22 protein-coding genes and 2 pseudogenes are annotated in these 25,808 nt (G+C 73.2%); 11 read left to right on the plus strand and 13 right to left on the minus strand.

The features are described from left to right. Window positions 1–823, plus strand: a pseudogene (locus PV721_RS22580) (serine/threonine protein kinase); the annotation flags it as partial. On the opposite strand, the gene PV721_RS22585 reads toward PV721_RS22580, so the two are convergent. Continuing rightward, on the minus strand, window positions 793–1,593 hold the full coding sequence (locus PV721_RS22585) for an SGNH/GDSL hydrolase family protein (RefSeq protein WP_319727241.1): 801 nt from the start codon (window positions 1,591–1,593) through the stop codon (window positions 793–795). The pseudogene PV721_RS22580 and the gene PV721_RS22585 overlap by 31 nt on opposite strands. Window positions 1,594–1,799: 206 nt before the next feature. Here PV721_RS22585 and PV721_RS22590 point away from each other — a divergent pair, with 206 nt between their 5' ends. Further along, window positions 1,800–2,897 carry a DUF5925 domain-containing protein gene (locus tag PV721_RS22590; RefSeq protein ID WP_319727214.1) on the plus strand — a complete coding sequence of 366 codons (1,098 nt, stop codon included), beginning with the start codon at window positions 1,800–1,802 and terminating at the stop codon, window positions 2,895–2,897. Window positions 2,898–3,090: 193 nt separating this feature from the next. Here the strand turns inward: PV721_RS22590 and PV721_RS22595 are convergent, their stop codons facing one another. After that, complete coding sequence (locus PV721_RS22595) at window positions 3,091–3,477, minus strand: GntR family transcriptional regulator (RefSeq protein ID WP_319727215.1); 387 nt, start codon at window positions 3,475–3,477, stop codon at window positions 3,091–3,093. Window positions 3,478–3,548: 71 nt separating this feature from the next. Here PV721_RS22595 and PV721_RS22600 point away from each other — a divergent pair, with 71 nt between their 5' ends. Both PV721_RS22600 and PV721_RS22605 read left to right on the plus strand, forming a co-directional pair. Beyond that, window positions 3,549–4,514, plus strand: a complete 966-nt coding sequence (locus PV721_RS22600) for a GNAT family N-acetyltransferase (RefSeq protein ID WP_319727216.1) — start codon at window positions 3,549–3,551, stop codon at window positions 4,512–4,514. Beyond that, window positions 4,511–4,993, plus strand: a complete 483-nt coding sequence (locus PV721_RS22605) for a DUF402 domain-containing protein (RefSeq protein WP_319727217.1) — start codon at window positions 4,511–4,513, stop codon at window positions 4,991–4,993. The genes PV721_RS22600 and PV721_RS22605 overlap by 4 nt, the downstream gene beginning before the upstream one ends. 81 nt (window positions 4,994–5,074) lie before the next feature. Here the strand turns inward: PV721_RS22605 and PV721_RS22610 are convergent, their stop codons facing one another. From PV721_RS22610 to PV721_RS22625, 4 genes and pseudogenes are all read right to left on the minus strand, one after another. After that, window positions 5,075–5,437, minus strand: a complete 363-nt coding sequence (locus PV721_RS22610; protein WP_319727219.1) for a hypothetical protein — start codon at window positions 5,435–5,437, stop codon at window positions 5,075–5,077. Between the two features lie 938 nt (window positions 5,438–6,375). Then, window positions 6,376–6,615, minus strand: a complete 240-nt coding sequence (locus PV721_RS22615) for a hypothetical protein (RefSeq protein WP_319727220.1) — start codon at window positions 6,613–6,615, stop codon at window positions 6,376–6,378. 43 nt (window positions 6,616–6,658) lie between these two features. After that, complete coding sequence (locus PV721_RS22620; protein WP_319727221.1) at window positions 6,659–6,871, minus strand: hypothetical protein; 213 nt, start codon at window positions 6,869–6,871, stop codon at window positions 6,659–6,661. Window positions 6,872–7,004: 133 nt separating this feature from the next. Then, window positions 7,005–7,190, minus strand: a pseudogene (locus tag PV721_RS22625) (hypothetical protein); the annotation flags it as partial. Window positions 7,191–7,649: 459 nt separating this feature from the next. Here PV721_RS22625 and PV721_RS22630 point away from each other — a divergent pair. After that, window positions 7,650–8,702, plus strand: a complete 1,053-nt coding sequence (locus tag PV721_RS22630; RefSeq protein ID WP_319727222.1) for a lytic polysaccharide monooxygenase — start codon at window positions 7,650–7,652, stop codon at window positions 8,700–8,702. A gap of 133 nt (window positions 8,703–8,835) precedes the next feature. Here the strand turns inward: PV721_RS22630 and PV721_RS22635 are convergent, their stop codons facing one another. The 3 genes from PV721_RS22635 to PV721_RS22645 all read right to left on the minus strand — a co-directional run bounded on the left by PV721_RS22635 (window position 8,836) and on the right by PV721_RS22645 (window position 14,613). Continuing rightward, the gene (locus tag PV721_RS22635; protein ID WP_319727225.1) at window positions 8,836–9,696 is read right to left on the minus strand and encodes an esterase/lipase family protein; all 861 of its coding nucleotides are present in this window, start codon (window positions 9,694–9,696) and stop codon (window positions 8,836–8,838) included. A 157-nt stretch (window positions 9,697–9,853) separates the two neighbouring features. Further along, the gene (locus PV721_RS22640) at window positions 9,854–10,840 is read right to left on the minus strand and encodes a hypothetical protein (RefSeq protein ID WP_319727242.1); all 987 of its coding nucleotides are present in this window, start codon (window positions 10,838–10,840) and stop codon (window positions 9,854–9,856) included. A 107-nt stretch (window positions 10,841–10,947) separates the two neighbouring features. Beyond that, window positions 10,948–14,613, minus strand: coding sequence for a DNA polymerase III subunit alpha (locus PV721_RS22645; protein WP_319727227.1), 3,666 nt, complete (start codon window positions 14,611–14,613; stop codon window positions 10,948–10,950). Window positions 14,614–14,769: 156 nt separating this feature from the next. Here PV721_RS22645 and PV721_RS22650 point away from each other — a divergent pair, with 156 nt between their 5' ends. Both PV721_RS22650 and PV721_RS22655 read left to right on the plus strand, forming a co-directional pair. After that, entirely contained in the window at window positions 14,770–15,888 is a 1,119-nt protein-coding gene (locus PV721_RS22650; RefSeq protein ID WP_319727228.1) for a DUF3533 domain-containing protein, read from the plus strand. A gap of 31 nt (window positions 15,889–15,919) precedes the next feature. Beyond that, the gene (locus PV721_RS22655; protein ID WP_319727230.1) at window positions 15,920–17,104 is read left to right on the plus strand and encodes an AAA family ATPase; all 1,185 of its coding nucleotides are present in this window, start codon (window positions 15,920–15,922) and stop codon (window positions 17,102–17,104) included. Window positions 17,105–17,161: 57 nt separating this feature from the next. On the opposite strand, the gene PV721_RS22660 is transcribed toward PV721_RS22655, so the two are convergent. The 3 genes from PV721_RS22660 to PV721_RS22670 form a co-directional block, all read right to left on the minus strand. Beyond that, window positions 17,162–17,590 (minus strand): hypothetical protein, encoded by a 429-nt coding sequence (locus PV721_RS22660; protein WP_319727232.1) that lies wholly within the window; start codon window positions 17,588–17,590, stop codon window positions 17,162–17,164. Between the two features lie 66 nt (window positions 17,591–17,656). Continuing rightward, window positions 17,657–19,315, minus strand: coding sequence for an amidohydrolase (locus PV721_RS22665; RefSeq protein WP_319727233.1), 1,659 nt, complete (start codon window positions 19,313–19,315; stop codon window positions 17,657–17,659). A gap of 110 nt (window positions 19,316–19,425) precedes the next feature. Next, entirely contained in the window at window positions 19,426–20,814 is a 1,389-nt protein-coding gene (locus tag PV721_RS22670; protein WP_319727235.1) for a purine-cytosine permease family protein, read from the minus strand. A 187-nt stretch (window positions 20,815–21,001) separates the two neighbouring features. Between PV721_RS22670 and PV721_RS22675 the strand changes: the two genes are divergently transcribed. Continuing rightward, a complete protein-coding gene (locus PV721_RS22675; RefSeq protein ID WP_319727244.1) occupies window positions 21,002–21,556 on the plus strand; it encodes a TetR/AcrR family transcriptional regulator in 555 nt (184 codons plus the stop codon). A 332-nt stretch (window positions 21,557–21,888) separates the two neighbouring features. Then, a complete protein-coding gene (locus PV721_RS22680) occupies window positions 21,889–22,791 on the plus strand; it encodes an alpha/beta hydrolase (protein ID WP_319727237.1) in 903 nt (300 codons plus the stop codon). Here PV721_RS22680 and PV721_RS22685 read toward each other — a convergent pair. Further along, a complete protein-coding gene (locus tag PV721_RS22685; protein WP_319727239.1) occupies window positions 22,788–23,375 on the minus strand; it encodes an NADPH-dependent FMN reductase in 588 nt (195 codons plus the stop codon). The genes PV721_RS22680 and PV721_RS22685 overlap by 4 nt on opposite strands. Window positions 23,376–23,690: 315 nt before the next feature. Here PV721_RS22685 and fxsA point away from each other — a divergent pair, with 315 nt between their 5' ends. Both fxsA and fxsBH read left to right on the plus strand, forming a co-directional pair. Further along, complete coding sequence (fxsA, locus tag PV721_RS22690; RefSeq protein WP_319727240.1) at window positions 23,691–23,855, plus strand: FxSxx-COOH cyclophane-containing RiPP peptide; 165 nt, start codon at window positions 23,691–23,693, stop codon at window positions 23,853–23,855. Window positions 23,856–23,884: 29 nt separating this feature from the next. Then, window positions 23,885–25,768 carry a radical SAM/SPASM protein FxsBH, inactivated beta-hydroxylase extension form gene (gene fxsBH / locus PV721_RS22695; RefSeq protein WP_416371154.1) on the plus strand — a complete coding sequence of 628 codons (1,884 nt, stop codon included), beginning with the start codon at window positions 23,885–23,887 and terminating at the stop codon, window positions 25,766–25,768. The last annotated feature ends 40 nt before the right edge of the window (window positions 25,769–25,808 follow it).

Consider the following 25,808-nt stretch of genomic DNA (forward strand, 5'->3'; position numbering starts at 1 on the left):
CCTCGGCGGCGTGGGCTGCCCGTACGGTCCCGCCGGCGCGCAGGGCGCGCACGGCACGCCGGCGGGACCGTACGGGCAGCCCACGCCGCCGAGGCCCGTTGCGGGGCCCGGACCGGCGGAACGCGAGGGCCGGGCCGGACTGGTGCTGGCGGCCGGGATCGCGGTACTGGCGCTCGCCCTGGTCGCGCTGGGTTGGGTGCTGCTGAAGGACCGCGGGGACACGGACGGCCGCGGAGGCGGCGCAGGTGCTCCGACGGGCGCGGCGACCACCGCCGGTACCGCCACCACGAGCCCCTCGGCCACTGCGTCCGCCTCGCCGTCGGCCTCGGTCTCGGCTTCCGCCTCGGCCGGCGCGGGTCAGCACGTCTCGGTGTACGTCGACGTCGTCCGCTCCGCCTACACCGGAAGCTGTCCGCCGCCCGGGGAACGCGCGCCCGCCTTCACCGCGACCGTCGAGGTGGAGCGGATCCCTGTGGTGCTGGAGTACCGCTGGGCCACGCGGAGCGGGCGGACGTCCGGTCCCGGCTGGCAGTCCGTCACGTACGAGGCGGCCGGGCCGCGGAGCCGGCGGCTGGAGCACGTCGAGCTCACGCACGTCCCGGACTCGACCTTCGAGGACGCGGTGCGGTTGGAGGTGCGGGGGCCGGCGGAGGCGACCACCCAGTGGGTCGCCACCTCCGTGACGTGCAGGAAGGAGACCCCGACGGCCGGGGCCTCCTCCCCTGCGGCGAGTGCGTCACCGCCCTCGCCGACGGCGAGCGCCGCGGCGAGCCCCGCGGCAGGTCGGGCGGATCAGGCCGCGCTGGTGAAGACGGGCAGGTAGCCGCCGGACTGTCCGGCGGCGGTCGGGTGGTACGACTCGCCGATGTTCAGCCAGTTGACGCTGTGCAGCCACGCGTTGCCGGAGCAGATCTCGTGGCCCGTGAAGGAGCCGGCGACCGAGGCGAAGGTGAAGCCGTGGTTCGCGGCGCGTTTGGCGATGGCGGCGTTGAGGTGGTCGGCCGCGCCGTTGATGGCGGCGCGTTCGCCCTCGGTCAGGCCGGTGGTGCAGGTGCCGTTCAGCTTGTAGAAACGGGGATAGCCGAGGACGACGACACGGGCGGCGGGCGACCGGGTGTCGATGGCGTTGTAGACCTGGTCGAGCTGGCCGGGGAGGGTGGAGTCCACGTAGGCCTTGGCCTGGTTCACGCGGTTGACGCAGGTGGATTCGGACTGGAGCACACAGGTCGTCATGACGTCGGAGAATCCGGCGTCGTTGCCGCCGATGGTGATGCTGACCAGGTCCGTGCCGGAGTTGAGCGGGGCGAGCTGGTTGGCGAGGACATCACCCGTACGAGCGCCCGAGCAGGCGGTGAAGGAGAAGGTCTGGGGGGAATGGGCGGCGGCCCACAGGGCCGGGTAGGCGCGGGGGGTGCGCTTGCAGTTGCCGCTCGCGCTGTCGTAGTTGCCGGCGCCGACGCCGGAGGAGTACGAGTCACCGAGGGCGACGTAGCCGAAGTCGGCGGCGGCGGAGGCCTGGGGGGCGCCGAACAGGGCGGCGCCCGCGGCGAGTAAGGCGGAGGAGGTGAGGGCAGCGAAGCGCGACAGTCTCATGCTCATGTGTGCGGCTCCTTGTGGGGGTTACTCCTGAGTCCGTGGTACAAGCAGCCGAGCCTCACTGGAAGTGTCCATGCCAAGAATGTTCGGGGCGGAGTTGCGGCCCGAATCTTCACTCCGAATGCGTTTGAAGAGGGAACTTGGGCACCCGATCCGGCGAAACACGGGTGCACGAGGGCACGGTGTGCCGGATCATGGGCGCCATGCCAGCCAACCCGCATGACGCGCTGCCGATCCGGCTCAACGTCGACGACAGCGACTCGCCGTCGGACGTCGTCGACGCGCTGTTCCTCGGCCGGTTCGCCACCGGTGAGCAGCCGTACTCGCACAGCGTGTCGATCGAGCGGGTCAAGCCGGACGCGACCCTCCTGCCGGCGGAGGCCACGGTGTTGCGCTCGGCACGCGACAGCGACCGCAGCGCCACCCTCGCCGAGGGCGAGGGCTGGACCATGCTCGTCTCCCGCTGGAGCCGGGGCGCGGACGTCACCGTGACGGCGGTCAGCGACGAACTCGCGGAAAGCGTGCTCGGCGAGGCCACGGAAGGGGTTCAGGACGAACCCGAACCGCAGCCCGAGAACGTCACGATGGGCTTCTGGTACGTCTCCCCGCGCCGCGGCCCGTACCGGACGACCCGCCAGATCGCGGCCGGGACCTGGGCGGAGGTGCGCCCCAACTACACCGCGCCGGTGGCCGGGGCGATGGACCGGCTGATGAAGCTGACCCCCGACGACATCGCGGGCCGGCTGCTCCTGCTGCACGGCCCGCCGGGCACGGGCAAGACCTCCGCCCTGCGCACACTGGCCCGGTCCTGGCGGGACTGGTGCCAGGTGGACTGCGTGCTGGACCCGGAGCGGCTGTTCAACGACGTGGGCTACCTGATGGACATCGCGATCGGCGAGGACGAGGGCACGTCGAAGGGCCGCTGGCGGCTGCTGCTCCTGGAGGACTGCGACGAGCTGATCCGCGGCGAGGCACGGCACACCGCCGGGCAGGCGCTGTCACGGCTGCTGAACCTGACGGACGGACTGCTGGGGCAGGGCCGCAACGTGCTGGTCGGCGTGACCACCAACGAGGACCTGGAACGGCTCCACCCGGCGGTGGTCCGGCCGGGGCGCTGCCTGGCCCGCATCGAGGTCGGCCGGCTGACCCACCGGGAGGCGGTGGACTGGCTGGGCACGGACGAGGGTGTCTCCCGCGAGGGCGCCAGCCTGGCGGAGCTCTTCGCCCTGCGGCGCGGCTCCGGCCCGGCGGCGATCCTGCCGCCGCAGCCGCACACGTCGGAGGCGGGGCTGTACCTGTAGCCGCCGCTGTGGTCCGGCCCCGCCGGCGCTTGAGGCGCGGGCGCGGAGCGCCGCAGGGATCGGGGGCGGAGCGCCGCAGGGTCCGGCTCGGCGCGCCATAGGGATCGGGGGCGGAGCGCCGCAGGGGTCTGGGGCGAAGCGCCGTGGGGTCCGGCTCGGAGCGTCGTAGGGATCGGGGGCCGAGCTCCGGCAGTCAGCGGGCGGCGTACCTGGCCCGGAGGGCTTCGGTGGCGGCCTCGACCGCCTCGGCCTGCGTCAGGCCCAGGCGATGGGCCCGCTCCGCGTACGCCTGCGCAGCAGCAGCGGCCTCGCGGGACGCGCCCTCCGCCGCCGCGACGAAGGTCCCGTTCCGGCCCCGCGTCTCGATCACCCCGTCCGCCTCCAGCGCCCGGTACGCCTTCGCGACGGTGTTCGCGGCCAGCCCCAGCTCCTCGGCCAGCCCCCGTACCGTCGGCAGTTTGAAGCCGGCCGGCAGTTGCCCCGACCGGGCCCGGTCCGCGATCTGGGCGCGCAGCTGTTCGTACGGGGCGGCCGACCCGGCCGAGCCGTCGATGGTGATCTTCAGGTTTGTCGAGGTCACGCGGGTGATTGTCCCCCATCGCCGGTAAATTGGGAGGCGCCCGGCGCGAAAGCGCCCGTAGCGTCTACCGCATGACCGCCTTGATCCGCGACCTCCGCCCGGGCGACCTCCCGGACGTGGAGGCCGTCGTGCGCGTCCGTCGCGCGGCCCTGCCGTTCATGATCAGCACCGTCGAGGGCGTGGCCTTCGAGCTGTCCTGTGCCCACCCCGCGAGCCACCACCGCATCCTCGTCGCCGAGACCCCGGGCGGCGAGGTCGTCGGCACGGCCGAGACCGGCATCGCCCACGACAGCCCGCAGCCGGGCCAGGGGTACCTCAACGCGTACGTCGACCCCGCGCGCCGGGGTCTGGGCGCCGGCCCGCTCCTGCTCCGCGCGGCCGAGGAGCACCTCACCGAGCGGGGCGCGGTGGACGCGTACGCCTGGGTCCTCGACGAGCCCGCGCACCGCGCCTTCGCCGAGCGGCGCGGCTACCGCCCCGGCCGGTCCGCGCACTTCCTGCGCCTGGACCTGGCGGCGGCCGCGCCGCCCGTGCTCCCGCTGCCGCTCCCGGCCGGGGTCGAACTGCGTTCCGGCTCGGCCTTCGCCGCCAACCCGCGGCCGCTCTTCGAGGCCGACGCCGAGACGACGTCCGACGAACCGGGCGATGTGGCGGCCGAGTTCGACGATTACGAGCACTGGCTCGCGCACAGGTGGAACAGCCCTTCCCTCGACAAGGAGCTCACCACCGTCGTGCTGGTCGACGGGGTGGTGGCCGCCTTCACGCTGGCCCGGACCGACGGCGCCACCCGCTACGCCTCGGGGATGACCGGCACCCTGCGCGCCTTCCGCGGGCGGGGCTTGGCCAAGCTCGCCAAGGCGGAGTCCCTGCACCGGGCCCGCGCGGCCGGGTACACCGAGGCCTTCACCGGCAACGACGCCGGCAACGCCCCGATGCTCGCCGTCAACAAGCGGTTCGGGTACGAGATCTGCGCGACAGAAACCCGCTTCACGAAGAAGCTCACGAAGCACCGCACGAAGGAACTGGAGACAGCGTGACCGAGCAACTGACCGTCGTCCTGACCAAGGCCGGACGCACCAAGATCCGCTACCCGGCGGCGCAGGTCGCCGACGACGGCGACCGGATCTCCGTCCGCGCGCCCTGGGCGGCCGAGGGCGTACGTGACTTCGGCTTCGTCCGCTTCGAGCCGGGCGACGTGTTCGTCGAGCACTTCTGGCGCACGCGCTGGTATGCGGTCAAGGAGGTGTGGACCGGCGACGGCGTCCTCAAGGGTTGGTACTGCGACGTGACGCGCCCGGCCCTGGTGCAGGCCGGGGAGATCCTCGTGGAGGACCTGGACCTCGACCTGTGGGTCTCGGCGGACGGAACCGCCGTACTGCGCCTGGACGAGGACGAGTTCGCCGAGAGCGGGCTCGCCACGAGCGACCCGGAGGCGGCCGCGCAGGCCGTCCGGGCCCTCGACGCCCTGGACGACCAGGCCCGCTCGGCGGCCGGCCTGGGCGCCCTCCTCGCGTAGGAGCGGCCGGGCGAGGCAGGCCCCGGCGGCCCCGCCTCGCCGAGCCGGCCGGTCCGTCTCTCCGTCCGCCTCTCCGTCCGTCTACGCGCCCTCGTCGAAGAACCCGGCCTCCACCTCGAGGGCGAGCCTCTGCAGGACCTCGATCGCGGAGACGTCCGTCTGGCCGTCGTCGTGCACGATGGCGAGACTCGTGAAGGCCAGGCTGAACCCGGCGACCATGGTCTGCAGTGCAGGACCGAGCGCCTCGGCGACCAACCGGGCCACCTGCTCGGGGGACGAGTCGGCCGGCACGCTGATCGAGGGCAGCATCTCGTTCAGCAGGTTGGTGACCACTCTCTCCGCGGCCGGACCGTCGTCGTCCTCGCCCGCCTCTGCCGCCCGGCGGATCTCCTGGGCCTCCGTGAGGATGCCGATGACTCGCTTGAGAACCTCTGCTCGCCTCATCCCCGGAGCGTAGCCCCGCACACGGACGGAAACCCTCCCGAAGCCCGGTTGCTTCCGGTGGACGCGCTCGGTCGTGTTGCTGCCGCTGTGCCCGACGACGCGTGCGATGACCTCGGTGGGGACCCGTGGTCGGAGTGCAACGAGACGAAGGTCGTGCGGAGCTCTCTCGTCGCCCAGTCCTTCGGCTGCTCGATGCCGGCCTCGACCAGAAGGCGACGGAAGTTCCGCCGCACGTCCAGGGCGGTCCGCAACTCGCCGTTCTCCGTGGGGAAGACGAGATCTTCGGTGTGTCACTCCCGGCCGGCGGTTTTCACCTCGGCCTGCTGCCGCGTGCGGTGAGCCTCCATCACCGCAGCCACCTGCCTTGGCACGGCCAGGGAACGACGCTCTTCAACGTCTTCGTGTCTCCGTGGCGGCGCACTGAACGCCACACGTCAACGTGAGGCTTGCGCCGGTCCGCAGGTGCCGTGTGCACGTGCTTCCAGGGGAGCGGGCTCGTCTCCTCCGGCCGCGTCCCAACGAACGACAGCACCGTGTAGGCGTGATCCAGGTGCCCACTCCGGCTGCCCGCAGGATGGCCTCTCCCTGTTCGAGAGACAACGACTTGCTGGGTCTCCCCGGCTTCCCATCAGGGGCTTCAACCAGCTCGGCCATGTTCCGCACGGCCTTCCCCCTCCACTGGGCGTGGGCGATCGTGAGGTGATCTTCAGAAACGGCTACGACCGTGCGCGTCTGTTCGGCGGGGAGCCCCATGCCGATGCGGGCCTGGATCCCGCTCGCGGCCAGCCGGAGGTTCTCGTCTGCTCCTTCGGCGAAGTGCCCGAGGAGGGCGATGAGCGCGCCGCGCCTCGCCGCGGGCGAGGAGCGGGAGCCGGTCGCCGGGCTGGGCCATCAGGGCGTCGAAATCCACGCCCGGGTAACGGCCGGGCCGGGAGCGGTCACGGCTCGTCGCCCTCGACCTCGTAGACGTGCGCCTGCCCGCCCTGCCAGGCGATGACCGGCGAGTCGCCGAACACGATCTCCTCCGGGTCCGGGACGTCGAGGCGCCGCAGGAACTCGATCAGATCCCGGTCGCTATGCGCGACACCGAGCACCGTGTCGACGCCGCGGATCCGGATCACGACCCGTCGGCCGCCCGACGCGGAGATCCGGTGCACGAGGATCGGCGCATGCTCCATGGCTCCAGCGTGCCGCGGACGCCCCGGCAGGGCATCCGGAGCCTCACTCGCCCCACTCCTCCGGGCCCCCGCCGAGCCATCGGATCGGGGGCCAGCCCTCCGCCGTCTCCAGGCCGGCCGCGCGGAGCAGCTCCTCCACACCAGGGTAGGCGTGCGCGATGCCCAGGGCTCGGTCCTCGGCGTGGACGTGTGCCACGACGGCCCGGCCGCCGTCTCCGGCGAGCGGGTGGACGACGACGTACACACTGTCGGCCATACCTCCAGGGTGCGGCCGTCCGGTCAGTCGAGCACGCCGAGGGCGGCGTCCGGCCGGCAGTGCGTGCACACCCAACTCCCTCGGCGAGCGCCCGGCGGGCCATGTCGCGGTCCGTGGACAGGCACCGGGAGCGCGTGTCCCAGCAGGAGCCGACGTGCACGCGGACCGGGGCGCGGCCGACGCCGATACCCTGCTCGATCAGCCAGGCTGGCGGAGCTGTGGGCGGGCGACGTGCGGCTTCCTGCGCGGCGTGCTTCTCGGCCTGCCCGATCTTGTCCTCGACCCTGGCTAGTTCCAGGCGGAGGTACGTCGCCAGCATGTAGAGGCGGGGCAGGTCAGGCGACAGATCGGACACATGTTCGAGTCTACGCTCAGGGGCCTTACAGCGGTCGGCGCGCACTGCATCCGCCCAACGTCACGCCGCCCTCCGTCAAAAACTCGGCATGAACGTCAGCGGTGGGACCCGGACAGCCAGTCGGGGAGCCACCGGAGGCAGCACAAGCCGGATCTGCCTGGACTGTCATGGTGGGGAGCCGGAACCCTTGGGGTGCAGGGGCTCCGCAGCGCCGCTTCCTGAGGCCCCTCTTACCTCGACCTTAAGAGGACCCTAAAGATCCGCTCCAGGGGGCCGGAGCAGGCGAAAGGCGTGGTGCGGGGGGCTAGCTTGGCCGGGCCAGGACAGGAAGGGCCGGTGTGGCGCCGCCGGGGGGCGGCGCCGCTGGACCCGATTCCGGTTCCGCTGGCGCACCCCTGCCTTGTGCCCGAAGGAGATCCACCCATGTCCGCACGTCGCCGTTCCGTGACGCTGACCCGTATCGCCTCCGCCGGTGTCACCCCGCTCGCGCTGGCCGCCTACGCCGCCGCTCCCGCGGTCGCGCACGGCTCGATGACGGACCCGGTCAGCCGGGTCGCGGCGTGCTACGCGGAGGGGCCGGAGGCGCCGAAGTCGGCGGCCTGCAAGGCGGCCGTGGCGTCCAGCGGGGCGCAGGCGTTCTACGACTGGAACGCGGTGAACATCGCCAACGCGGCCGGGAACCACCAGGCGCTGATCCCGAACGGCCAGCTGTGCTCCGCCGGCAACGACAAGTACCAGGGTCTGGACCTGCCCCGGGCCGACTGGCCGGCCAGTCCGATGACCGCCGGTGCGCACACCTTCCGCTACAAGGGCACGGCCCCGCACAAGGGTTCCTTCGAGCTGTACGTGACGAAGGACGGGTACGACCCGACGAAGCCGCTGAAGTGGTCCGACCTGGAGTCCGCTCCGTTCGCGAAGGCCACCGACCCCGGCATGCAGAACGGCGACTACGTCTTCTCGGGGACCGTCCCGAACAAGTCCGGCCGCCACCTGATCTACAGCATCTGGCAGCGCTCCGACAGCCCGGAGGCCTTCTACACCTGCTCCGACGTGGTCTTCGGCAAGGACAACGGGGGCGGGGGCGGCGGCAGCAAGCCGAGCGCCAAGCCCAGCACGGCGGCGTCGGCGTCTGCGTCGGCGAGTGCCAAGCCCGGCACCGGCCCCGACGCCGGCTCCAAGCCGTCCGACGAGCCGTCGGCCCCGACGGACCAGCAGATCGCCGCGGGCGCGGACAAGTCCACCGTCGAGCACAACGGCCACGGCGACAACGACCCGAAGACGAACGGCAGCACCGACGCCGCCTCCGTTCCGGTGCCCTCCCAGGCCCCGGGCGGCCGCAACCTCGCGGAGACGGGCGGCAACGGCGCCACCCCGGCGATCGCGATCGCCGGGGCCGGCGCCCTGGCCGTCGGCGCGGCCGTGCTGTTCGGACTGGCCCGCCGCCGTGCGACGACCGCGAGCCGCCACGGCCGCTAGTTCACCGTGAAACCGGTGCAGCCGTGAAACCAGTGCAGCCGTGAAGCCGTGAAGCCGTAACGTCGTGAAGCGCTGAACCGTGAAGCGCTGAACCGGTGAACCGTTCAGCGCCGCGGACCGCCCGCGCCACCCGTCAGTCGAAGACGGAGGCGCAGGTGGTCCGTTCGGCGTTGGCCGGGTCGAGGGCGTTGACCGCCTCGTGCCAGGCGATCCGGTCGGTGATCCCGATGGCCACGTGCTCCGAGAGGTCCAGGAAGCACAGGTCCTGGAGCACCACGTTGCGTACGTTCGGCCCGTTCAGGAAGCCGCTCTGGTACGGCGTCACCACCTCGTCGTACTTGGTGGCGATCACCGTGTACTTCACCCCGGGCACGGTGTCCCCGCCCTCGTTGAGCTTCTGCAGGAAGGCGGATCCGGCGATCTGGTCGGCGAGGCCGGGGGTGGCGCTGCTGATCAGGTCCTCGGCCCCGGGGAAGTACGGCAGGAGCTTGGTGAATCCCAGCAGGGTGGTGCCGTGGTTGTCGGGTGCGAGTCCGACGAGCGCGTTGACCTTCTGCGCACCGCCGAGGAACTTCAGGTAGTAGCGCGGCATCATGCCGCCTTGGGAGTGCCCGATGATGTCGGTCTTGGGCGCGCCGGTGGCGGCGAGCACCTTGTCGACGAATACGTCGAGCTGCCCGGCGGACTTGTCGATGGGGCCGAGCCCGTTGAAGAGGGGTACGCCCGGCAGTTGGCCGTAGTCGAGCGAGTAGACGCAGTACCCGCGGTGCACGAGGTACGGGGCGAGGCCGAGCCAGTTGTCCCAGGAATTGCCGAAGGTTCCGTGGACGAGGACGACGGGGCGCGGGTGCGCGGCGGACGGCTTGCAGGACCAGTTGTTCCAGCCACTGCTGGGTGCGGATGCGGCCTGCGCTGCGCCGGTGGGGGCGACGAGTGCGGCGGCGGTGAGGGTGAGGACGGCCAGCGGGCGGAGCAGGCGTCTCCAGGGCAGCATCGTGTGATCTCCTTGCGTTCGACTCAAGGGGATGGGGCGTGGGGGTTCGTCCCGTGATCCGGATCACAAGGGGGCGCTGCTGCCGCTAAATTACGGGTGAGTAGCAACACAGGGAAGTTACGCGTCGGTAAAAACTCGAGTGTCGCCCGATCGTCCGTCAGGCGGCCAGCGAGCCACGGGCGATGGCCTGCGGTCCGAAGCGCGCGCGGACCCGGTCCGTGACGGCTTCCAGCCGGCGGGCCTTCTCGTCCTCGGGGTCGAAACTGAGCTGCCGCACGGCCTGTTCGGCCGGGGTCAGCCCTTCGGCCCGCAGGGACAGCGCGCGGACCCGGGCCCGTTGCAGGCCGAGGCCCTCGTAGAGGGCGTACGCCGCGGCGGTCAGGGCCGCCGAGTGCGCGGTGGATTCGGCCAGGGTGCGGGTGCGGGTGAGCGTGGTGCGGTCCGCGCAGCGGACGGTGAGCGAGAGGGTCCGGCAGACCTGCCCCCGGCCCGGTCCTTGTGTACGAAGCTTCGCGCCGAGCTCCTCCGTCAGCGAGAGCAGGGCCCGCCGGTGCCGCACGGGGTCCAGCTCGTCCCGGTCGAAGAGCCGCTCGGCGGCGATGGTGCGGGCGGCCGCGCCCGGCCGGACGGGGGTCCGGTCGATGCCGAGGGCGCGTTCGTGCACCTCGCGGCCGAGCCGGGCGCCGAGGATCCGCCGCAGGGCGGCGGGCGGGGCCTCGGCGACCCGGCCGACGGAGTCGAGGCCGTAGGAGCACAGGGTGCGGGCTGCCTTGGGGCCGATCCCGTCGAGCACGGTGACGGGCTTGCCCGCCAGGAACTCCCTTACGGCGGCGGGCTCGTCGGGGATCACCAGGGTTCCCCCGGGCCGGGCCTCGCGGGCCGCGGCCCGGGCCAGCATGGGGTTGCCGGCCACGCCGACGGCGGCGTCCACGCCGTACAGGGCGAGGGCCCGGACCCGGATCACGGCGGCCAGCCGGCGGGCGTCACAGCCGAAGTAGCGCAGCGCGCCCCGGACGTCGGCGAGGGCGGTGTCGGGCGCCAGGGCCTGCACGGCCGGGGTGATCCCGCCGAGCAGCGCGAGCACCCCGGCGTACGCCTCGGCCCCGAGCGGTCCCCCGCCGGCGGGGTGCAGCCGCAGGCACATCACGGCCCGGCCGGCGGCCACCCGCGGGGATCCCGCCGGTGCGCCCGGGCCGGCGGCCGCCGGGGCGGCGTGGGCTCCAGCCCCCGCATCCGTGACCCGGTCGGAGGTCATCCCGCGCTCCCCGGGCTGGAGTGCCACAGCTTGCGGCCGGTCGCGGGGCCGGCGCCGGGGGGCTGGAGGTCGGCCCACGGGTTCATCTCGTACCCCGTGGACATGCGGATCCGGCGCTCGGGGACCCTCGCCTCCCCCGCCGCGCGGTCACCGCCGTCACCGCCATCGCCCGCGTCACTGTCGGCACCGCCGTCGCCGCCGGAGGCGACCGGCTCGGCTGCCAGCCGTGCCGCTACCGCGTCCAGGCCGCCCGTCGCCCGCAGTTCCGCCAGCTCCGCCAGGTTCCACGCCGCCGCCCCGACCACACTCAGGCTCTGCGGGCCCCGCCGCTGCACGACCCCCCGTACCAGCAGCAGGAAGGAGTGGAAGACGGTGTGCGCGCACCGCTCGTGGCTGTCGTCGAAGAAGGCCAGGTCGACCAGGCCCGTCCCGTCGTCCAGCGTGGTGAAGATGACCCGCTTCCCGGACCGGATCGGCGGGGTCTGGGTGGCCGCCTTGGCACCCGCGACCAGTACGGTCTGCCCGTGCGCGGTGCCCCGCAGCCGGCGCGCCGGTACCACCCCCAGCTCGGCCAGGAAGGCGTGGTGGTCCCCCATCAGGTGCCGCGAGGCGTCCATGCCGAGGACGCCCAGCTCGGCGCTGAGCCGTTCCGCCTCGGTGAGGTCGGGCAGTCCGACGGAGGCCGTGGACCGGCCTCCCTCCAGCGGGAGTTGGGGTCCGCGGACCCCGGCCGCCCGCTGCGCTCCGTGCAGTTCGGTCAAGTGCAGCAGCAGGTCACGCCGGTTGGCGCCGAAGGCGTCCAACGCCCCTACCTGTGCCAGCCGTTCGGCGACCGGGCGGCCGGGGTGCGCCCGGTCCCAGAAGTCGCGCAGGGAGGCGTACGGCTGCCCGTCCTCGATCCGGTCGGCCTCGGCCCCGCTGATGCCGTGGACGTCGGAAAGCCCCAGGCGCAGTCCCCACACCGCCCGAGCAGCCACATCGGACACCAGTTCGATGCGATGGGCGGCCGCCGACCGGTTCACGTCCAGCGGCAGCACCGGTACGCCCCGTCTCCGCGCGTCCGCCAGCAGCAGCCGCTTCGGGTACATCCCCGGATCGTGGGTCAGCAGCCCGGCGTAGAAGGCCGCCGGGTGGTGCGCCTTCAGCCACGCCGACTGGTAGGTGGGCACCGCGAAGGCCACCGCGTGCGCCTTGCAGAAGCCGTAGCTGCCGAAGGCCTCGACGATCTCCCAGGTACGGGCGATCACCTCCACCGGATAGCCGCGCTCGCCCGCCTTCGCCGCGAACCAGACCTTGATCCGCGCCTGCGACTGCGGGTCGGACAGGCCGCGCCGCACACGGTCCGCCTCGTCCCGCCCGCAGCCGGTCATGACGTGCACGATCTCGATGATCTGCTCGTGGAAGACCACCACCCCGTACGTCTCGCGCAGCGCGTCCGCCAGGTCCGGGTGCGGGAAGCGGACCGGCGCCCGCCCGTGCCGGGCCTCGATGAAGGGCCGCACCATGTCGGCGGCCACCGGCCCCGGCCGGAAGAGGGAGATGTCGACGACCAGGTCGTGGAAGGTCGACGGCTGCAGCCGCCCCACCAGGTCGCGCTGGCCCGGCGATTCGATCTGGAAGCAGCCCAGCGTCTCGGCCGAGCGGATCAGCTCGTACGTGGCCCGGTCCCCCGGCGGCACCTGCGCCGGGTCGTCCAGGTCGAGCTCTTCCCCCGTGCCGCGCCGGATCTCCGCGACGGCGTGCGCCATCGCGGACTGCATCCGCACGCCCAGCACGTCCAGCTTGAGCAGCCCGAGCTCCTCCACGTCGTCCTTGTCGAACTGGGACATGGGGAAGCCCTCGCCGCTGGTCGGCACCACGGGCGTACGCGCGAGCAGGGAGGCGTCGGAGAGCAGCACCCCGCACGGGTGCATGGCGATCCCGCGCGGCAGCGCGTCCAGGGATTCGACGAGCTCCCACAGCCGCCCGTGCGACTCCCCCCGTACGTCGCGCAGTTCGGGGAGTTCCGCCAGCGCGGCCCGGGCGTCGCGGGCCCGGATGTGCGGGAAGGCCTTGGCGAGCCGGTCGATGACGGCCGGGTCCATGGACAGGGCGGCGCCGACGTCGCGGACGGCGTGCCGGACCCGGTAGGTCTCGGGCATGGAGACGGTGGCCACGCGCTCGGTGCCGAACCGGTCGATGATGCGCCGGTAGACCTCCAGCCGGCGGGCGGACTCCACGTCGATGTCGATGTCGGGCAGGACGCGCCGGCGCTTGGACAGGAAGCGTTCCATCAGCAGCCCGTGCGCGACGGGGTCGGCGTGCGCGATGCCGAGCAGGTGGTTGACGAGGGAGCCGGCGCCGGAGCCGCGGGCGGCCACCCTGATCCCCATCTCCCGTACGTCATCGACTACTTGAGCAACCGTCAGGAAGTACGAGGCGAAACCGTGGTAGGCGATGATGTCGAGCTCGTGGTGCATCCGCTCCCAGTACGCGCGGTCGTCCGCGTACCCGCGCAGCACCATGCCCGCCGAGGCCCGGGAGGTGAGGACGCGCTGGGCGCTGCGGTGGGCGGCGCCGACGAGCCGGGCCTCGGGGAAGTGCACGGAGCCCATGCCGAGGTCGTCCTCGGGGTCCACGGCGCAGGCCTCGGCGGTACGGGAGGTCTCCGCGAGCAGGCGTCTGGCGTCGGCGGGGCGCAGGCCGGCGGCCTGCGCGATGCGGTCGGCCGCCTCGGCCATGGCGGCCGGGGCCTTGAGCCAGCGTTCGCCGCTGTCGAGGGGGCCGCGGGGGTCGATGGGGACCAGGCGGCGGGCCGCGTCGAGGATGTCGGCGACCGGGCCCTGACCGGGGTCGGCGTAGCGGACGGCGTTCGTGAGCACGGCCCGGACGCCCTGTTCGGCGGCGAATCCGACGGTACGGGCGGCCAGCCGCAGCGAGCCGGGCCCGGTGCCGGTGCGGCCGTGGTGGACGGCCTCGAGGCGCAGGGAGTCGCCGTAGACCTCCCGCCAGGGCGCGAGCAGCCGGGCGGCCCGGTCGGGGCGTCCCGCGGCGAGCGCCCGCCCCACCTCGGAGCCGGGCCCGAGGAGGACGAAGACGCCCTCTCCGCGCAGGGCCGACCAGGGCAGCACCGGCTGCTCGCCGGCCGCCCGCGGGGGCGCGGCACCGTCGGCTCCGGTCCGGCCGGGCCCGTCGGCACCGGCGTGGGCGGCGGTGACCATCCGGCACAGCTCGGCCCATCCGGCGGCACCGTCCCGGGCCAGGAAGACGGCCCGCGCGGCGGACTCGTCGACGAAGGCCCCGCCCTTGACGGGGGTGCGACGGCGGTACGAGGCCTCGGCGGAGCCCGCCCGACCGCCGGAGCCGGATGCGGATGCGGATGCGGATGCTCCGAGGCCCGTACGCGCGCCGGCCGCACCGCCTCCGGCGGAGCCGGCCGGGCCCCCCGACCCGGCCGACCCCACCGGAGGCGACACGGCCAGGTCCACACCGAACAACGGCCGGATCCCCGCCTTCGCGCACGCCTTCGCGAACCTCACCGTGCCCGCGAGGGTGTCGCGGTCGGTCAGGGCGAGGGCGTCCATGCCCCGCTCGGCGGCACGCTCCGCCAGCCGTTCGGGGTGCGAGCCTCCGTAGCGCACGGAGAACCCCGAAACGGTGTGCAGATGCGTAAAACCGGGCACCCGCGGCCTCCTGCTTCGCTCGTTGAACACCTCCTCCCCCACTCCCACCATAGAGTAATTCGAATATTCGTGCGAAACATCTGTTCGATCCTCCGGGGTCATCCATTCGGCCTTCCCCTGCTGCGCCCCGCCCCCGGTACGCCGAGCGTGTGAAACATGACCCAGCCCACCGAGAGCACCGATGCAGGCCCGTCCACAGGCTTCCTCGCCGAGGTCAAGGACGCTGTGACCACCCGGGCAGCCCTGCTGGTCCTGGGGGTGCTGGTCCTCCAGCTCGCCTTCATCACCTCGTACATCGGGGCCTTCCACCATCCGAAGGCCGGCGAGATCCCGATCGCCGTGGCCGCGCCCCTCGCCCCGGTCGCCCAGCAGACCGCGAATCAGCTCGGCGCGCTGCCCGGCGACCCGCTCGACCCCAGCGTGGTCAAGGACGAGGCCGCGGCGCTCGACCAGGTCAGGCACCGGGACGTCGATGCCGCGCTGATCGTCGACCCGGCCGGCACGACCGACCGGCTGCTGGTCGCCTCCGGCGCCGGCGCCTCGCTGTCCCAGGCCGTGGAAGAGATCGTCGGCTTCGTCGAGAAGACCCAGGGACGGACCCTGCGGGTCACCGACGTGGCCCCGGCCGGCAAGGGCGACAGCCGCGGCCTGAGCTCCTTCTACCTGGTGATCGGCTGGTGCGTGGGCGGCTACCTGTGCGCCGCGATCCTCGCGATCAGCGCCGGCGCCCGCCCCGCCAACGCACACCGCGCCGTCATCCGGCTCGGCGCGCTGCTCGTGTACGCGATCGCCGCCGGGCTGCTCGGCACGGTCATCGCGGGCCCGATCCTGGGCGCGCTGCCCGGCAGCATCCTGGGGCTGTGGGGGCTGGGCACCCTGGTCGTCTTCGCGGTCGGCGCGATCACCCTCGCCTTCCAGGGGGTGGCGGGCGTGATCGGCATCGGCCTCGCGATCCTGCTGGTCGTGGTGCTCGGCAACCCGAGCGCCGGCGGTGCCTACCCCTACCCGCTGCTGCCGCCGTTCTGGAGCGCCATCGGCCCGGCCCTGCCACCGGGCGCCGGCACGTACGCGGCGCGCTCCATCACGTACTTCAAGGGGAACGGCGCGGGCGGCCCGCTGCTGGTGCTGGCCGCCTGGGCGCTGGTCGGTTCGGCGGTCACCCTGGCCTGCGCGGTGTCCCGCAAGGGCCGGCCCGGGGCCGCCGTGGGCAGCGGGCTCCCCGACGACGCCCCCTCGGTACCCCGCTTCGCGGGCGAGGGGACCGACGCCCGGTGACCGCGGGGGACGCCCGGGACGTGATCGTCACGTGATCACCACGCTCGCCGTCGAGAACTACCGCTCCCTGCGCAGACTGGTCGTCCCGCTGGGCCGGCTCACCGTCGTGACGGGGGCCAACGGCACGGGCAAGTCCAGCCTCTACCGCTCGCTGCGCCTGCTCGCCGACTCCGCGCGCGGCGGGGCGATCGCGGCGCTGGCCGGAGAGGGCGGACTGCCCTCCACCCTGTGGGCCGGGCCGGAGAAGGCGGGCCGGGCCGTGCGCGAGGGTCACCACCCGCTCCAGGGCACGGTCCGCAGCGAGCCGGTCAGCCTCCGCCTGGGCTTTGCGGGCGACGAGTTCGGCTACGCGGTGGACTTCGGGCACCCGGCCCCGGTCCCCGACTCCCTCTTCGCCCTCGACCCGGAGATCAAGCGCGAGTGCACGTGGGCGGGCCCGGTCCTGCGCCCCGCCGCGCTCCTCTCGGACCGTGCGGGGCCTGCTGTACGCACCCGCACCGCGGACGGAGGCTGGCACCGCACGCAGAACGCCCTGCGCCCGTACGACTCCATGCTCAGCGAGCTCGCGGACCCCCAGCTGGCCCCGGACCTCCTCGCCCTGCGCGACCTGATCCGGTCCTGGCGGTTCTACGACCACGTCCGCACCGACGCCGGGGCACCCGCCCGCACCCCGCGGGTCGGCACCCGTACGCCGGTGCTCAGCGCCGACGGCTCGGACCTGCCGGCCGCGCTCCAGACGATCCGCGAGATCGGGGACCACGCCGCGCTGGACGAGGCGGTCTCGGCGGCCTTCCCCGGCAGCCGGGTCTCCGTCACCGACCGCGACGGCCGCTTCGAGCTGGAACTCCACCAGCACGGCCTGCTGCGCCCGCTGGGCGCGGCCGAACTCTCCGACGGCACCCTGCGCTACCTGCTGTGGACGGCGGCCCTGCTGACCCCGCGGCCGCCCGCCCTGATGGTGCTCAACGAGCCGGAGACCAGCCTCCACCCGGACCTGCTGGCCCCGCTCGCCGACCTGATCCTCACGGTGAGCCGGGACACCCAGACGGTGGTGGTCACCCACGCGGCCCCGCTGGCCGAGGCCCTGGCGGCCGGCACCCGCCGGCACCGGGTGGACCTGCAGACCATCACCCTGGTCAAGAAGTTCGGCCGAACCGAGGTGGCCGGCCGCGAGGGCCCCCTCGACGAACCCCTCTGGTACTGGCCCCAACGCTGAGGGCCCCCGCCGGTCACCAGTCCGCGGTCACAGGTCCGCCGCTCACAGGTCCGCCGGTCACGGGTCCGCGGTCACCGGTCCGCCGGTCCGGGACCCCGAGCAGCCGGGCCGCGCGCCCGGCCTCGGCGTCGTAGACCTGGAAGTCGATGCGCTGCCGTCCGGGGCCCGGTACTCCAGCACCCGCATGCCCGGTCGCAGGCTCTCCCGGACGGCCGCCCGACCGCCCACCGGCAGCGGGACCGCACCGCGCAGCGGGGCCTTGAACACCGCGCCCGTGCCGTCCGCGCCAGCGCCCAGCTTCCCGTAGCCGAAGAAGCGCTGCCGCAGCCCCTGCCGCCACCGTGCCCGGCAGGGGACCGCCACGACGGCGCCGCCGGAGGCGGACGCGGCGCGCCCGGCCGCCCGGCGGGCCACTGCCCTGCGGGCCAGGGTTCCGGCCAGCAGTGCGACGACTGCGAGCACCGCGACCTCGACGAGCGTGACCACGTCCCCCACCTCTCCCCGGGCGGAGCGCCCGTGCGGGATCAGCCTAGGCAGGCCGGCCGCCGGAACTCAGGCCGCCCGGTGGACGATTTCGCCTGCCACCACCACCATTTCGGCCACCGTGCCCGGGATCTCGTGGGCCGGGACGGCGAGGATGTCGCGGGAGAGGACCACGAAGTCCGCCGCCTTGCCCACCGTGAGCGAACCGCGTTCCCGGTCCAGGAAGTTGGCGTGGGCCGAGCCCATCGTGTAGCCGTGCACCGCCGTGGCCACGTCCACCGTCTCGGCCGGCTGCCAGGCCGGACCCGCGCCGGACAGGGGGCGGCGCGTCACTGCCGTGTAGATGCCGACCATCGGGTCCATCTCCGCCACGTTCCAGTCGCTGGAGAACGCCAGCACCGCCCCGGCCTCGTGCAGGCTGCGCATCGGCCACGCCTTGTGCCAGCGGCCCTCGCCGACGTTCTCCGCCCAGTCCTGGCCGGGGCCCGCGATCTCCGGTGCGCAGTGCCTGGGCTGCATGCACGCGACCACGCCCAGCTCCGCGAAGCGCGGCACGTCCTCGGGGTCGAGGCATTCCACGTGGACCACCTGGTGGCGGGCGTCGCGCGGGCCGTTGGCCGACCGGGCGTGCTCCACCGCGTCCAGGACGGTCCGGATGCCCCGGTCGCCGGTGGCGTGGACGAAGCACTGGAAGCCGCGCGCGTCCAGCTTCGCCAGCAGCTCCGCGAACTCCTCGGCCGGGTAGAAGGTCTCGCCCCGGTGGTGGCCGCAGCCCGCGTACGGCTCCAGCAGCGCGGCCGTGCGCGGCTCCACCACGTCGTCGATGTAGAGCTTGAGCGGGCCGACCCGCAGCCGCTCCCCCGCGTACGCACGGGCGGCCGCCGCGAAGGCGTCGAGCTCCTCCTCGGTGGTGCCCCGCGGGTGGAACAGGGCGGCGACGATCCGCGAGCGCAGCCGCCCCTCCGCCCGGGCCCGCTCGTAGAGGGCGAGGTCGTCGAGGGAGTTCTGCGGTTCGACCACGGTGGTGATGCCGAAGCCGATCGCGTCGTCGAGGCTCTTGGCGAGCCGCCCGTACTGCCGGTCCGGCGAGGCCCACGGGACGCCCAGGTCGCGCAGTGCCCGGTGGCCGTCGCGCGAGAGCCCCTTGATGGCGAAGTCATTGACGAATCCGGTGGGTTCGCCGGTCTGCGGGTCCACGGCCGCGGTGCCGAAGGGGAGGTCCGTGCGGTCCCGCGAGACTCCCAGCCGCCGCATGGCCGCCGTGTTCAGCCAGGCCGTGTGCACGTCGTACGAGAGCACGATCGCGGGGGTCTCCCCGGTGACGGGGTCCAGGTCGGCGGCGCAGGGCATCCGGCCGTCCGGGATCGCGGAGTAGTCGAAGGCCTCGGCCTCGATCCACTCCGCGTCCGGGTCGGCCTCGCGCCAGGCCAGGATCCGCTCGTGGATGCCGTCCAGCGTCCGTACTCCGGCGAGCTGCACGCAGGCGTCGTCCGAGCCGAGCCGGACGTGGTTGTGCGCGTCGATGAAGCCGGGGAGCACCAGCTTCCCGCCGGCGTCGATCCGCTCGGTGCCCGGGCCGGCCCAAGCGGCGGCCTCGTCGTCCGGGCCGAGCCAGACGATCCGGCCGTCGTGCACGGCGAGGGCCTCGGCCTCGGGCAGGTCCGGGTCCACGGTGTGGATGCGGGCTCCGGTGAGCAGCAGGTCGGCGGGGAAGGGGTGGCGTGCCATGTGGGGGTGCTCCATTGCATGTGACGTTCGTGCGGGCCGCCGACGGGGCGGGCAGCCGGGCGGGGCGGCCCGGTCGGACCGGGGGGCAGCCGGGCAGACCGGCGGCCCGGTCAGGCGGCCGAGGCGTACGCCGGTACCCGGCGCCGGGTGAGGGCCCAGTAGGCGAGTCCGGAGACGACCGAGCCGAGGAGGGTGAGGTCGGCGCCGCCGAGCGGGGCCACCAGCGGCCCGGTCCACAGTTCGGAGTCGCAGGTCAGGGCGGCGAAGGCCATGCCAGCGAGCAGGGCGGCCATGCCGGCGGGGTGGTAGCCGGCGCGGTACCAGTAGGCGCCGGCACTGCCCGCGTGCAGCGCGTCGGAGTCGTAGCGGCAGCGGCGCAGCAGCATGTCGGCGAGGAAGACCCCGCCCCAGGGGGCGAAGACGATGATCAGGAGGGAGAGGAAGGAGAGCAGGGAGGTGGTGAAGTCGGTGAGGAAGAGGGCGGCCAGCGAGCCGACGGCGGTGACGGCGGCGCTGATGACGATGGCCCGGGCACGGCTCCACGGGATGCCGAGGACCTGGAGGTTCAGGCTGGAGGAGTAGAGCGTGATGATCGAGTTGGTGACCGAGCCGCCCAGTACGAGGGCCAGGAACAGCGGCTGGAACCAGCCGGGCAGCAGGCTCTCGGCCCCCGCGACCGCGTCGGTCATGTCGGTCTGGGTGGCGGCTGCGACGCCGGCGACGCCGAGGGCCACGGAGGAGACGAAGCCGCCGAGCGCGCCCGTCCACGTGATGGACCGCAGCGAGGTGGTCCGGGGCAGGTAGCGGGTGTAGTCGGCGGGCATCGGCACGTACGAGAACGGCCCGGCGAACATGACCACGAAGGCGAGGCTCCAGCCGGACAGCCCGGGGGCGGTGGCCGCGGCGGCGGTGTCGGCGCCGGGCAGGACGAAGAGCAGCAGGACGCCGAAGCCCGCGGCCAGGACGTAGGCCATCCAGCGTTCGGCGAACTGCACGGTGGCGTGGCCCCACATGGCGACGGCGAAGGTCAGCGCGAGGGTGATGAGCAGTGCGACGGCGCGGCCCGCGTCCCCGCCCTGCCAGCCGATCTCGGCGAAGAAGACCTCCAGGGCGAGGGTGCCGACCACGGTGTTGACGATGGTGTAGCCGATGCTCACCACCCAGTTGAGGACGCCGGCCGGGAAGTTGCCGCGCACGCCGAAGGCGGCGCGGGAGATGACGAGGGTGGCGGTGCCGGTGCGGATGCCGCTGAGTCCGGCGGCGCTGATGGCGAAGAAGGCCAGTCCGCCGATCACGACCACGGCGGTGGCCTGCCAGAAGGAGAGCCCGAAGGCGACGGCGAGGGCGCCGTTGATCACGTAGGTGAAGGTGAGGTTGGAGCCGAACCAGAGCCAGAAGAGGTCCTTGGCACTGCCGTGGCGCTCCGCGTCGGGAATGGGATCGATCCCGTGCGTCTCGACCCGGAACACCTCGTCGACGTCGGCCGTCTGCTGCGCCATGCTGCACCTCTGATCTTGAACGGCGTTCTAAGTTTTTGAATGGCATTCAAGATGAGGGCGGGACCCCATCCCCGTCAAGACCCTGTCCGGGATAAGGTCGGGCCAGGTGAGACGGAGGGCGGGACCGGTGACGCGAGCGGGAGCGGGGGCGGCACGGCGGCGCGACGGGCGGATCACCCAGGAGCGGATGCTTGAAGAAGCCATGGCGGCGATCGCGGAGGACGGCCTCGCATCGCTCACCATGTCGGCGCTGGCCGAGCGGCTCGGCACCAGCGGCGGCCACATCCTGTACTACTTCGGCAGCAAGGACCGGCTCCTGCTGGAGGCCCTGCGCTGGAGCGAGGAACAGCTCACCGGCGAGCGCCGGGCCCTGCTGGGCCGCAGGACGACGGCCGCGCGCAAGCTCGACCAGTACCTGGAGCTCTACCTCCCCGAGGGCCCGCGCGACCCGCGCTGGACGCTCTGGATCGAGCTGTGGGCCCGTACCGCCTCCAACGAGCCGCTGAAGGCGGCCCAGGAGGAGATCGACGAGAGCTGGCAGCGGGACCTGGAGGCGCTCCTGGCCAAGGGCGTGGAGCAGGGCCGCTTCGCGCCCATGGACGTGCCCGGACGGGCGTCGGAGCTGCTCGCCCTGCTGGACGGCCTGAGCACCCGGGTCGTCCTGGGCCAGCGCGGCGCGGACCGGGTCCGGGCCCTGCGACAGGCCCGCTCGGCAGCCGCCCTGCTGATCCCCACGCCGTAGCGGGCCAGGCGCATCCGACTCCTTCATTTCGAACCGGACCGAGTGCGACCGGCATTTTTCCCGACGACTCAGTCCGATGCCGCAATTCGACACGCAAAAGCGGAAGCGCCCGTGCCGAAAAAGCCTTTCCGGGCCGACCGAAGGGCCACTCACGCCCGTTCGCGCCCCGAAGCACCCCTACTTGACCTGGGCATATACCAGAGGACCAAAGGCATCCTGTGCACTCGTGAAAGCCTTCACAAGAATTTCGCACGAAGTGCGCCCTACCGCACTCCTCCCCCAGCGAGCACAATCTCGGTGACGACCCGCACCGATCGTGAAGGAGGGAGCGCGTGCGCAATCAGGTGCGCACAGCGGACGGGCGCGCTCTGACCGTCGAGCGCTGGGGCGATCCCGACGGCAAGCCCGTCTTCCTGCTCCACGGCATGCCCGGCAGCCGCCTGGGCCCCGCCCCCCGGGGCATGGTCCTCTACCAACGCCGCATGCAGCTCATCGCCTACGACAGACCGGGCTACGGCGGCTCCGACCGCCACCCGGGCCGCACGGTCGCCGACGTGGCCCAGGACGTGGCCGCCATCGCCGACGCCCTCGGCCTGGACACCTTCGCGGTGGCCGGCCGCTCCGGCGGCGCCGCCGGAGCCCTCGCCTGCGCCGCCCTGCTCCCGGACCGGGTCACCCGGACCGCGGCCATGGTCGGCCTGGCCCCCCGGGACGCGGAGGACCTCGACTGGTTCGCCGGGATGGCCGCGTCGAACGTCAAGGAGTACACCACCGCCAGCGCCGACCCGGAGGAGCTGGCAGCCCGGCTGATCCCGCGGGCCGACGGCATCCGCAAGGACCCCGGCCGGCTGCTGGACGAGTTGCGCCGGGAGCTGACCGACAACGACCGCATGATCGTCTCGGATGCGGGCCTGCGGTCGATGCTGCTGCGGAACTACCGTGAGGGGCTGCGCCATTCGGCGTACGGCTGGATCGACGACGTCCTCGCCTTCAGCCGCCCCTGGGGCTTCGACCCGGCCGGCATCCGCTGCCCGGTGCTGATCTGGCACGGGGAGCTCGACGTGTTCTCCCCCGTGGGCCATTCCCGCTGGCTGGCCCGCCGCATCCCGGGGGCCACGACCGCCATCGAGCCGGCCGCCGCGCACTTCGCGGCCCTGCGCGCACTGCCCGACGTCCTCAACTGGCTGCTGCGCGACCTGCCCATCCCGCCCCTCAGCGAACAGCAGCCCGCCTAGGGGGCGTCCGGGGCGCCCTGGCCGTCCCGGACGTCCGGGCGTCCCCGGCCGGCCAGTACGCCGAGCACCTCGCCGATGCGCGCCCGGACCTCCGGGTCGGCGATCGTCCCGTCCTGGCCGGACATCCCCGCGGTCACCGGGATCCGTACGCAGGCCTCCTCCACGACCGCGGCCCCGGTGTAGCCGAGGACCGTGCGCAGCGTGGCCTCCGCGCCCTGGCCGCGGCCCGGGGCGGCCGCGTTCACCCAGGCCACGGGCTTGTCGCCGATCTCGGTACCGCCGACCGTCCAGTCCAGGAGGTTCTTGAACGATCCCGGCAGGGTGCCCGCGTACTCCGGGGTGCAGACCAGGATCGCGTCCGCCGCGGCGATCGCCGCGCGCAGCCCGGCCACCGGTGCGGGCAACTGGTCCGTGTCGTCATCGGGGTTGAAGTGGGGCAGCGCCGCCAGGCCGTCGTACAGGACGGTGCGCGGGCGGGCGGGAGTCTCCGCCGCGACGGCCTGCGCGGTCCGCAGCACCGCCTCGTTGGAGGAACCGGTGCGCAGACTTCCGGACAGCAGGAGGATCAGGGGCGACGTGGTCATGCGCCCAACCTAACCGAGGCGGGTCGGGCCAGGTCGGCGACGGATTGCGGCCCCGGCGCACCGGGGTCGGACCCAGGTGCGGCCCCGGCCGGCTCCAGGTCCGCGTCCGCCGCCGGAAGAAAAGGATCTTGCCGTCCGGCGAACGGCCGAATAAGCCACGTCGAGAAATACGCCGAGCTTGCTATAGAACGGTTGACCAGGCGTCATGTCTCGGTTGCCAATGGGGTGTGGCCGAGTAAAGTCCACGCTTGACGGCAGCGCGTCGCTGTTGTCATTCACATGCCCATTCCACATGGCTTCCCCAAGGACGGTGTCGTGAACACTTCCGCAACCCCCGCGACCAGCACGGTCAAGGCCCGCCGGGTCCCGCTCGCCAAGATCGACGTCCACACCGCCTCCGCGGCGGCCACGCTCGGTCGCGTGCTGCCGGCTGAATCCGGTCGTCCGGTTCAGGCACCGATCTTCAACTCCGCGCTCTGACACCGAAGTAAGCGCTCTAGACTGGCGGAATGACCGGCCTGATCGCATTTCGCGAGATCGTCCTGAAAGTTCACAGCAGATGCGATCTTGCTTGTGATCATTGCTATGTCTACGAACATGCAGATCAGAGCTGGCGAGCCCGGCCGAAAGTGATCTCCCCCGAGGTAATTTCGCATACCGCGTCGCGGCTCGCCGAACATGCCCGTGACCATGCACTCCCCTCCGTCACGGTGATTCTTCACGGAGGGGAACCCCTGTTGGCGGGCACCGCCCGGCTCCGCCTCGTGTGCGAGGAGTTCAGCCGGGCGCTGACCGGAACCGCCGCCCTCGACCTGCGGATCCACACCAACGGCCTCCAGCTCAGCACCCGTTACCTCGACCTCTTCGACGAGTTCGGCGTCCGGGTCGGCATCTCCCTGGACGGGGACCGGGCCGCCAACGACCGCCACCGCCGCTTCGCGGACGGCCGTACGAGCCACCCGCTGGTCCTGGCCGCCGTCGCGCTGCTCCGCTCGGATCCCTACCGCCACCTCTACCAGGGTCTGCTCTGCACCGTGGACGTGGCCAACGACCCCGTGGCCGTCCTGGACGCGCTCGTCGAACTCGAGCCCCCGCGCGTGGACTTCCTGCTCCCGCACGCCACCTGGGAGACCCCTCCGGTCCGCCCGGACGGCGCCCCCGACGCGTACGCGCGCTGGCTCCTGCGGATCTTCGACCACTGGGAGCGCCTCGGCCGCCCGGTGCCCGTACGGCTCTTCGAATCCCTGCTCTCCACCCTGCGCGGCGGCCCCAGCCTCACCGAGTCGCTCGGCCTCGCGCCCACGGACCTCGTCGTCGTCGAGACCGACGGGACCCTGGAGCAGGTGGACTCCCTCAAGAGCGCCTTCGAGGGGGCCGCGGCCACCGGGTTCAACGTATTCGACCATGCGTTCGACCAGGTCGCGGCCCATCCCGGGGTGCGCGCCCGGCAGCTGGGCCTCGCGGGCGTCAGTGACTCGTGCCGCCGCTGCCCCGTCGTACGTTCGTGCGGCGGCGGTCTCTACACCCACCGCTACCGCGACCGCAACGGCTTCGACAACCCCTCCGTCTACTGCACCGACCTGCGCGAGCTCGTGGACGGGGTCGAGGGCCGCACCGCCCTGCGGGAGACCGCGCCGCAGCTCTCCGATCCCACGGAACTCGCCCGTTCCCAGGAGGAGCTGACCCGGTTCCTGCTGGCCCGGCTCCACGCGGACCTCGGCGCCGATCCCGGCTGGACGCGCGCCTGGGAGCTGCTGGCCGCCGTGGAACAGGCCGGGGACGCGGGCGCGGACGCGCTGGACGCCGTACTGGACCACCCCTTCACCCGTACCTGGGTGCTGGCGGCCCTGGACGCCGCCCGGGAGGGCCGGCAGGACGGTCCGGAGGCGGCGCGCAGGCTGACCGCGCTGGCCGTCGCGGCCGTCCTGCGCGGCGGGCTGGACCTGCCCGCCGAGGTGGCCTACCGGGACGGCGAGGTGTACCTGCCGACGCTGGGGCTGCTGCGGCTCGGGGAGCCCGGCACGGAGGGCCGGGCCGCGCTGCACGTCACCGACGAGGGGTACGCCGTACGGGACGGGCGCACCGAGCACCGCTTCGGGCCCGCGGCGGGGGACGCGCGCTGGCAGCCCGTGCGCACCTGGTCGCCGGGGCCGGACGCGGCCCCGGTGGCGCTGGAGGACCTCGACCCGTACCGCAACTGCTTCCCCCGCCCGCCCCGGCTCCGGCTCGGCACCGGCGAGGCGGAGGAGTGGCGGCGCAGGCTGGACCGGGCGTGGGCGCTGCTGCACAAGGCGGTGCCCGGGTTCGCCGCCGCGGCGGCGACCGGGCTGACCACCCTGACCCCGCTGGCGGGCGGCCCGCCCCCGGGGACAGGGGGGGCCCGTCCCTTATAAACAATTCCCAGCCCCCCAGAAAGCGAGAAAAAAAAAAACC

Origin of the sequence: Streptomyces sp. MB09-01, assembly GCF_033794505.1 — a bacterium.
Lineage (GTDB): Bacteria > Actinomycetota > Actinomycetes > Streptomycetales > Streptomycetaceae > Streptomyces.

Excerpts from the sequence above, each read along its gene's own strand:
- PV721_RS22590 (WP_319727214.1), top strand. The coding sequence starts at position 1,800 with ATGCCAGCCAACCCGCATGACGCGCTGCCGATCCGGCTCAACGTCGAC.
- PV721_RS22685 (WP_319727239.1), bottom strand. The coding sequence starts at position 23,375 with ATGACCACGTCGCCCCTGATCCTCCTGCTGTCCGGAAGTCTGCGCACC.
- PV721_RS22630 (WP_319727222.1), top strand. The coding sequence starts at position 7,650 with ATGTCCGCACGTCGCCGTTCCGTGACGCTGACCCGTATCGCCTCCGCC.
- PV721_RS22600 (WP_319727216.1), top strand. The coding sequence starts at position 3,549 with ATGACCGCCTTGATCCGCGACCTCCGCCCGGGCGACCTCCCGGACGTG.
- fxsBH (WP_416371154.1), top strand. The coding sequence starts at position 23,885 with ATGACCGGCCTGATCGCATTTCGCGAGATCGTCCTGAAAGTTCACAGC.
- PV721_RS22675 (WP_319727244.1), top strand. The coding sequence starts at position 21,002 with ATGCTTGAAGAAGCCATGGCGGCGATCGCGGAGGACGGCCTCGCATCG.
- PV721_RS22650 (WP_319727228.1), top strand. The coding sequence starts at position 14,770 with ATGACCCAGCCCACCGAGAGCACCGATGCAGGCCCGTCCACAGGCTTC.
- PV721_RS22665 (WP_319727233.1), bottom strand. The coding sequence starts at position 19,315 with ATGGCACGCCACCCCTTCCCCGCCGACCTGCTGCTCACCGGAGCCCGC.
- PV721_RS22620 (WP_319727221.1), bottom strand. The coding sequence starts at position 6,871 with ATGGCCGACAGTGTGTACGTCGTCGTCCACCCGCTCGCCGGAGACGGC.
- PV721_RS22670 (WP_319727235.1), bottom strand. The coding sequence starts at position 20,814 with ATGGCGCAGCAGACGGCCGACGTCGACGAGGTGTTCCGGGTCGAGACG.
- PV721_RS22610 (WP_319727219.1), bottom strand. The coding sequence starts at position 5,437 with ATGAGGCGAGCAGAGGTTCTCAAGCGAGTCATCGGCATCCTCACGGAG.
- PV721_RS22635 (WP_319727225.1), bottom strand. The coding sequence starts at position 9,696 with ATGCTGCCCTGGAGACGCCTGCTCCGCCCGCTGGCCGTCCTCACCCTC.
- PV721_RS22585 (WP_319727241.1), bottom strand. The coding sequence starts at position 1,593 with ATGAGACTGTCGCGCTTCGCTGCCCTCACCTCCTCCGCCTTACTCGCC.
- PV721_RS22640 (WP_319727242.1), bottom strand. The coding sequence starts at position 10,840 with ATGTGCCTGCGGCTGCACCCCGCCGGCGGGGGACCGCTCGGGGCCGAG.
- PV721_RS22615 (WP_319727220.1), bottom strand. The coding sequence starts at position 6,615 with ATGGAGCATGCGCCGATCCTCGTGCACCGGATCTCCGCGTCGGGCGGC.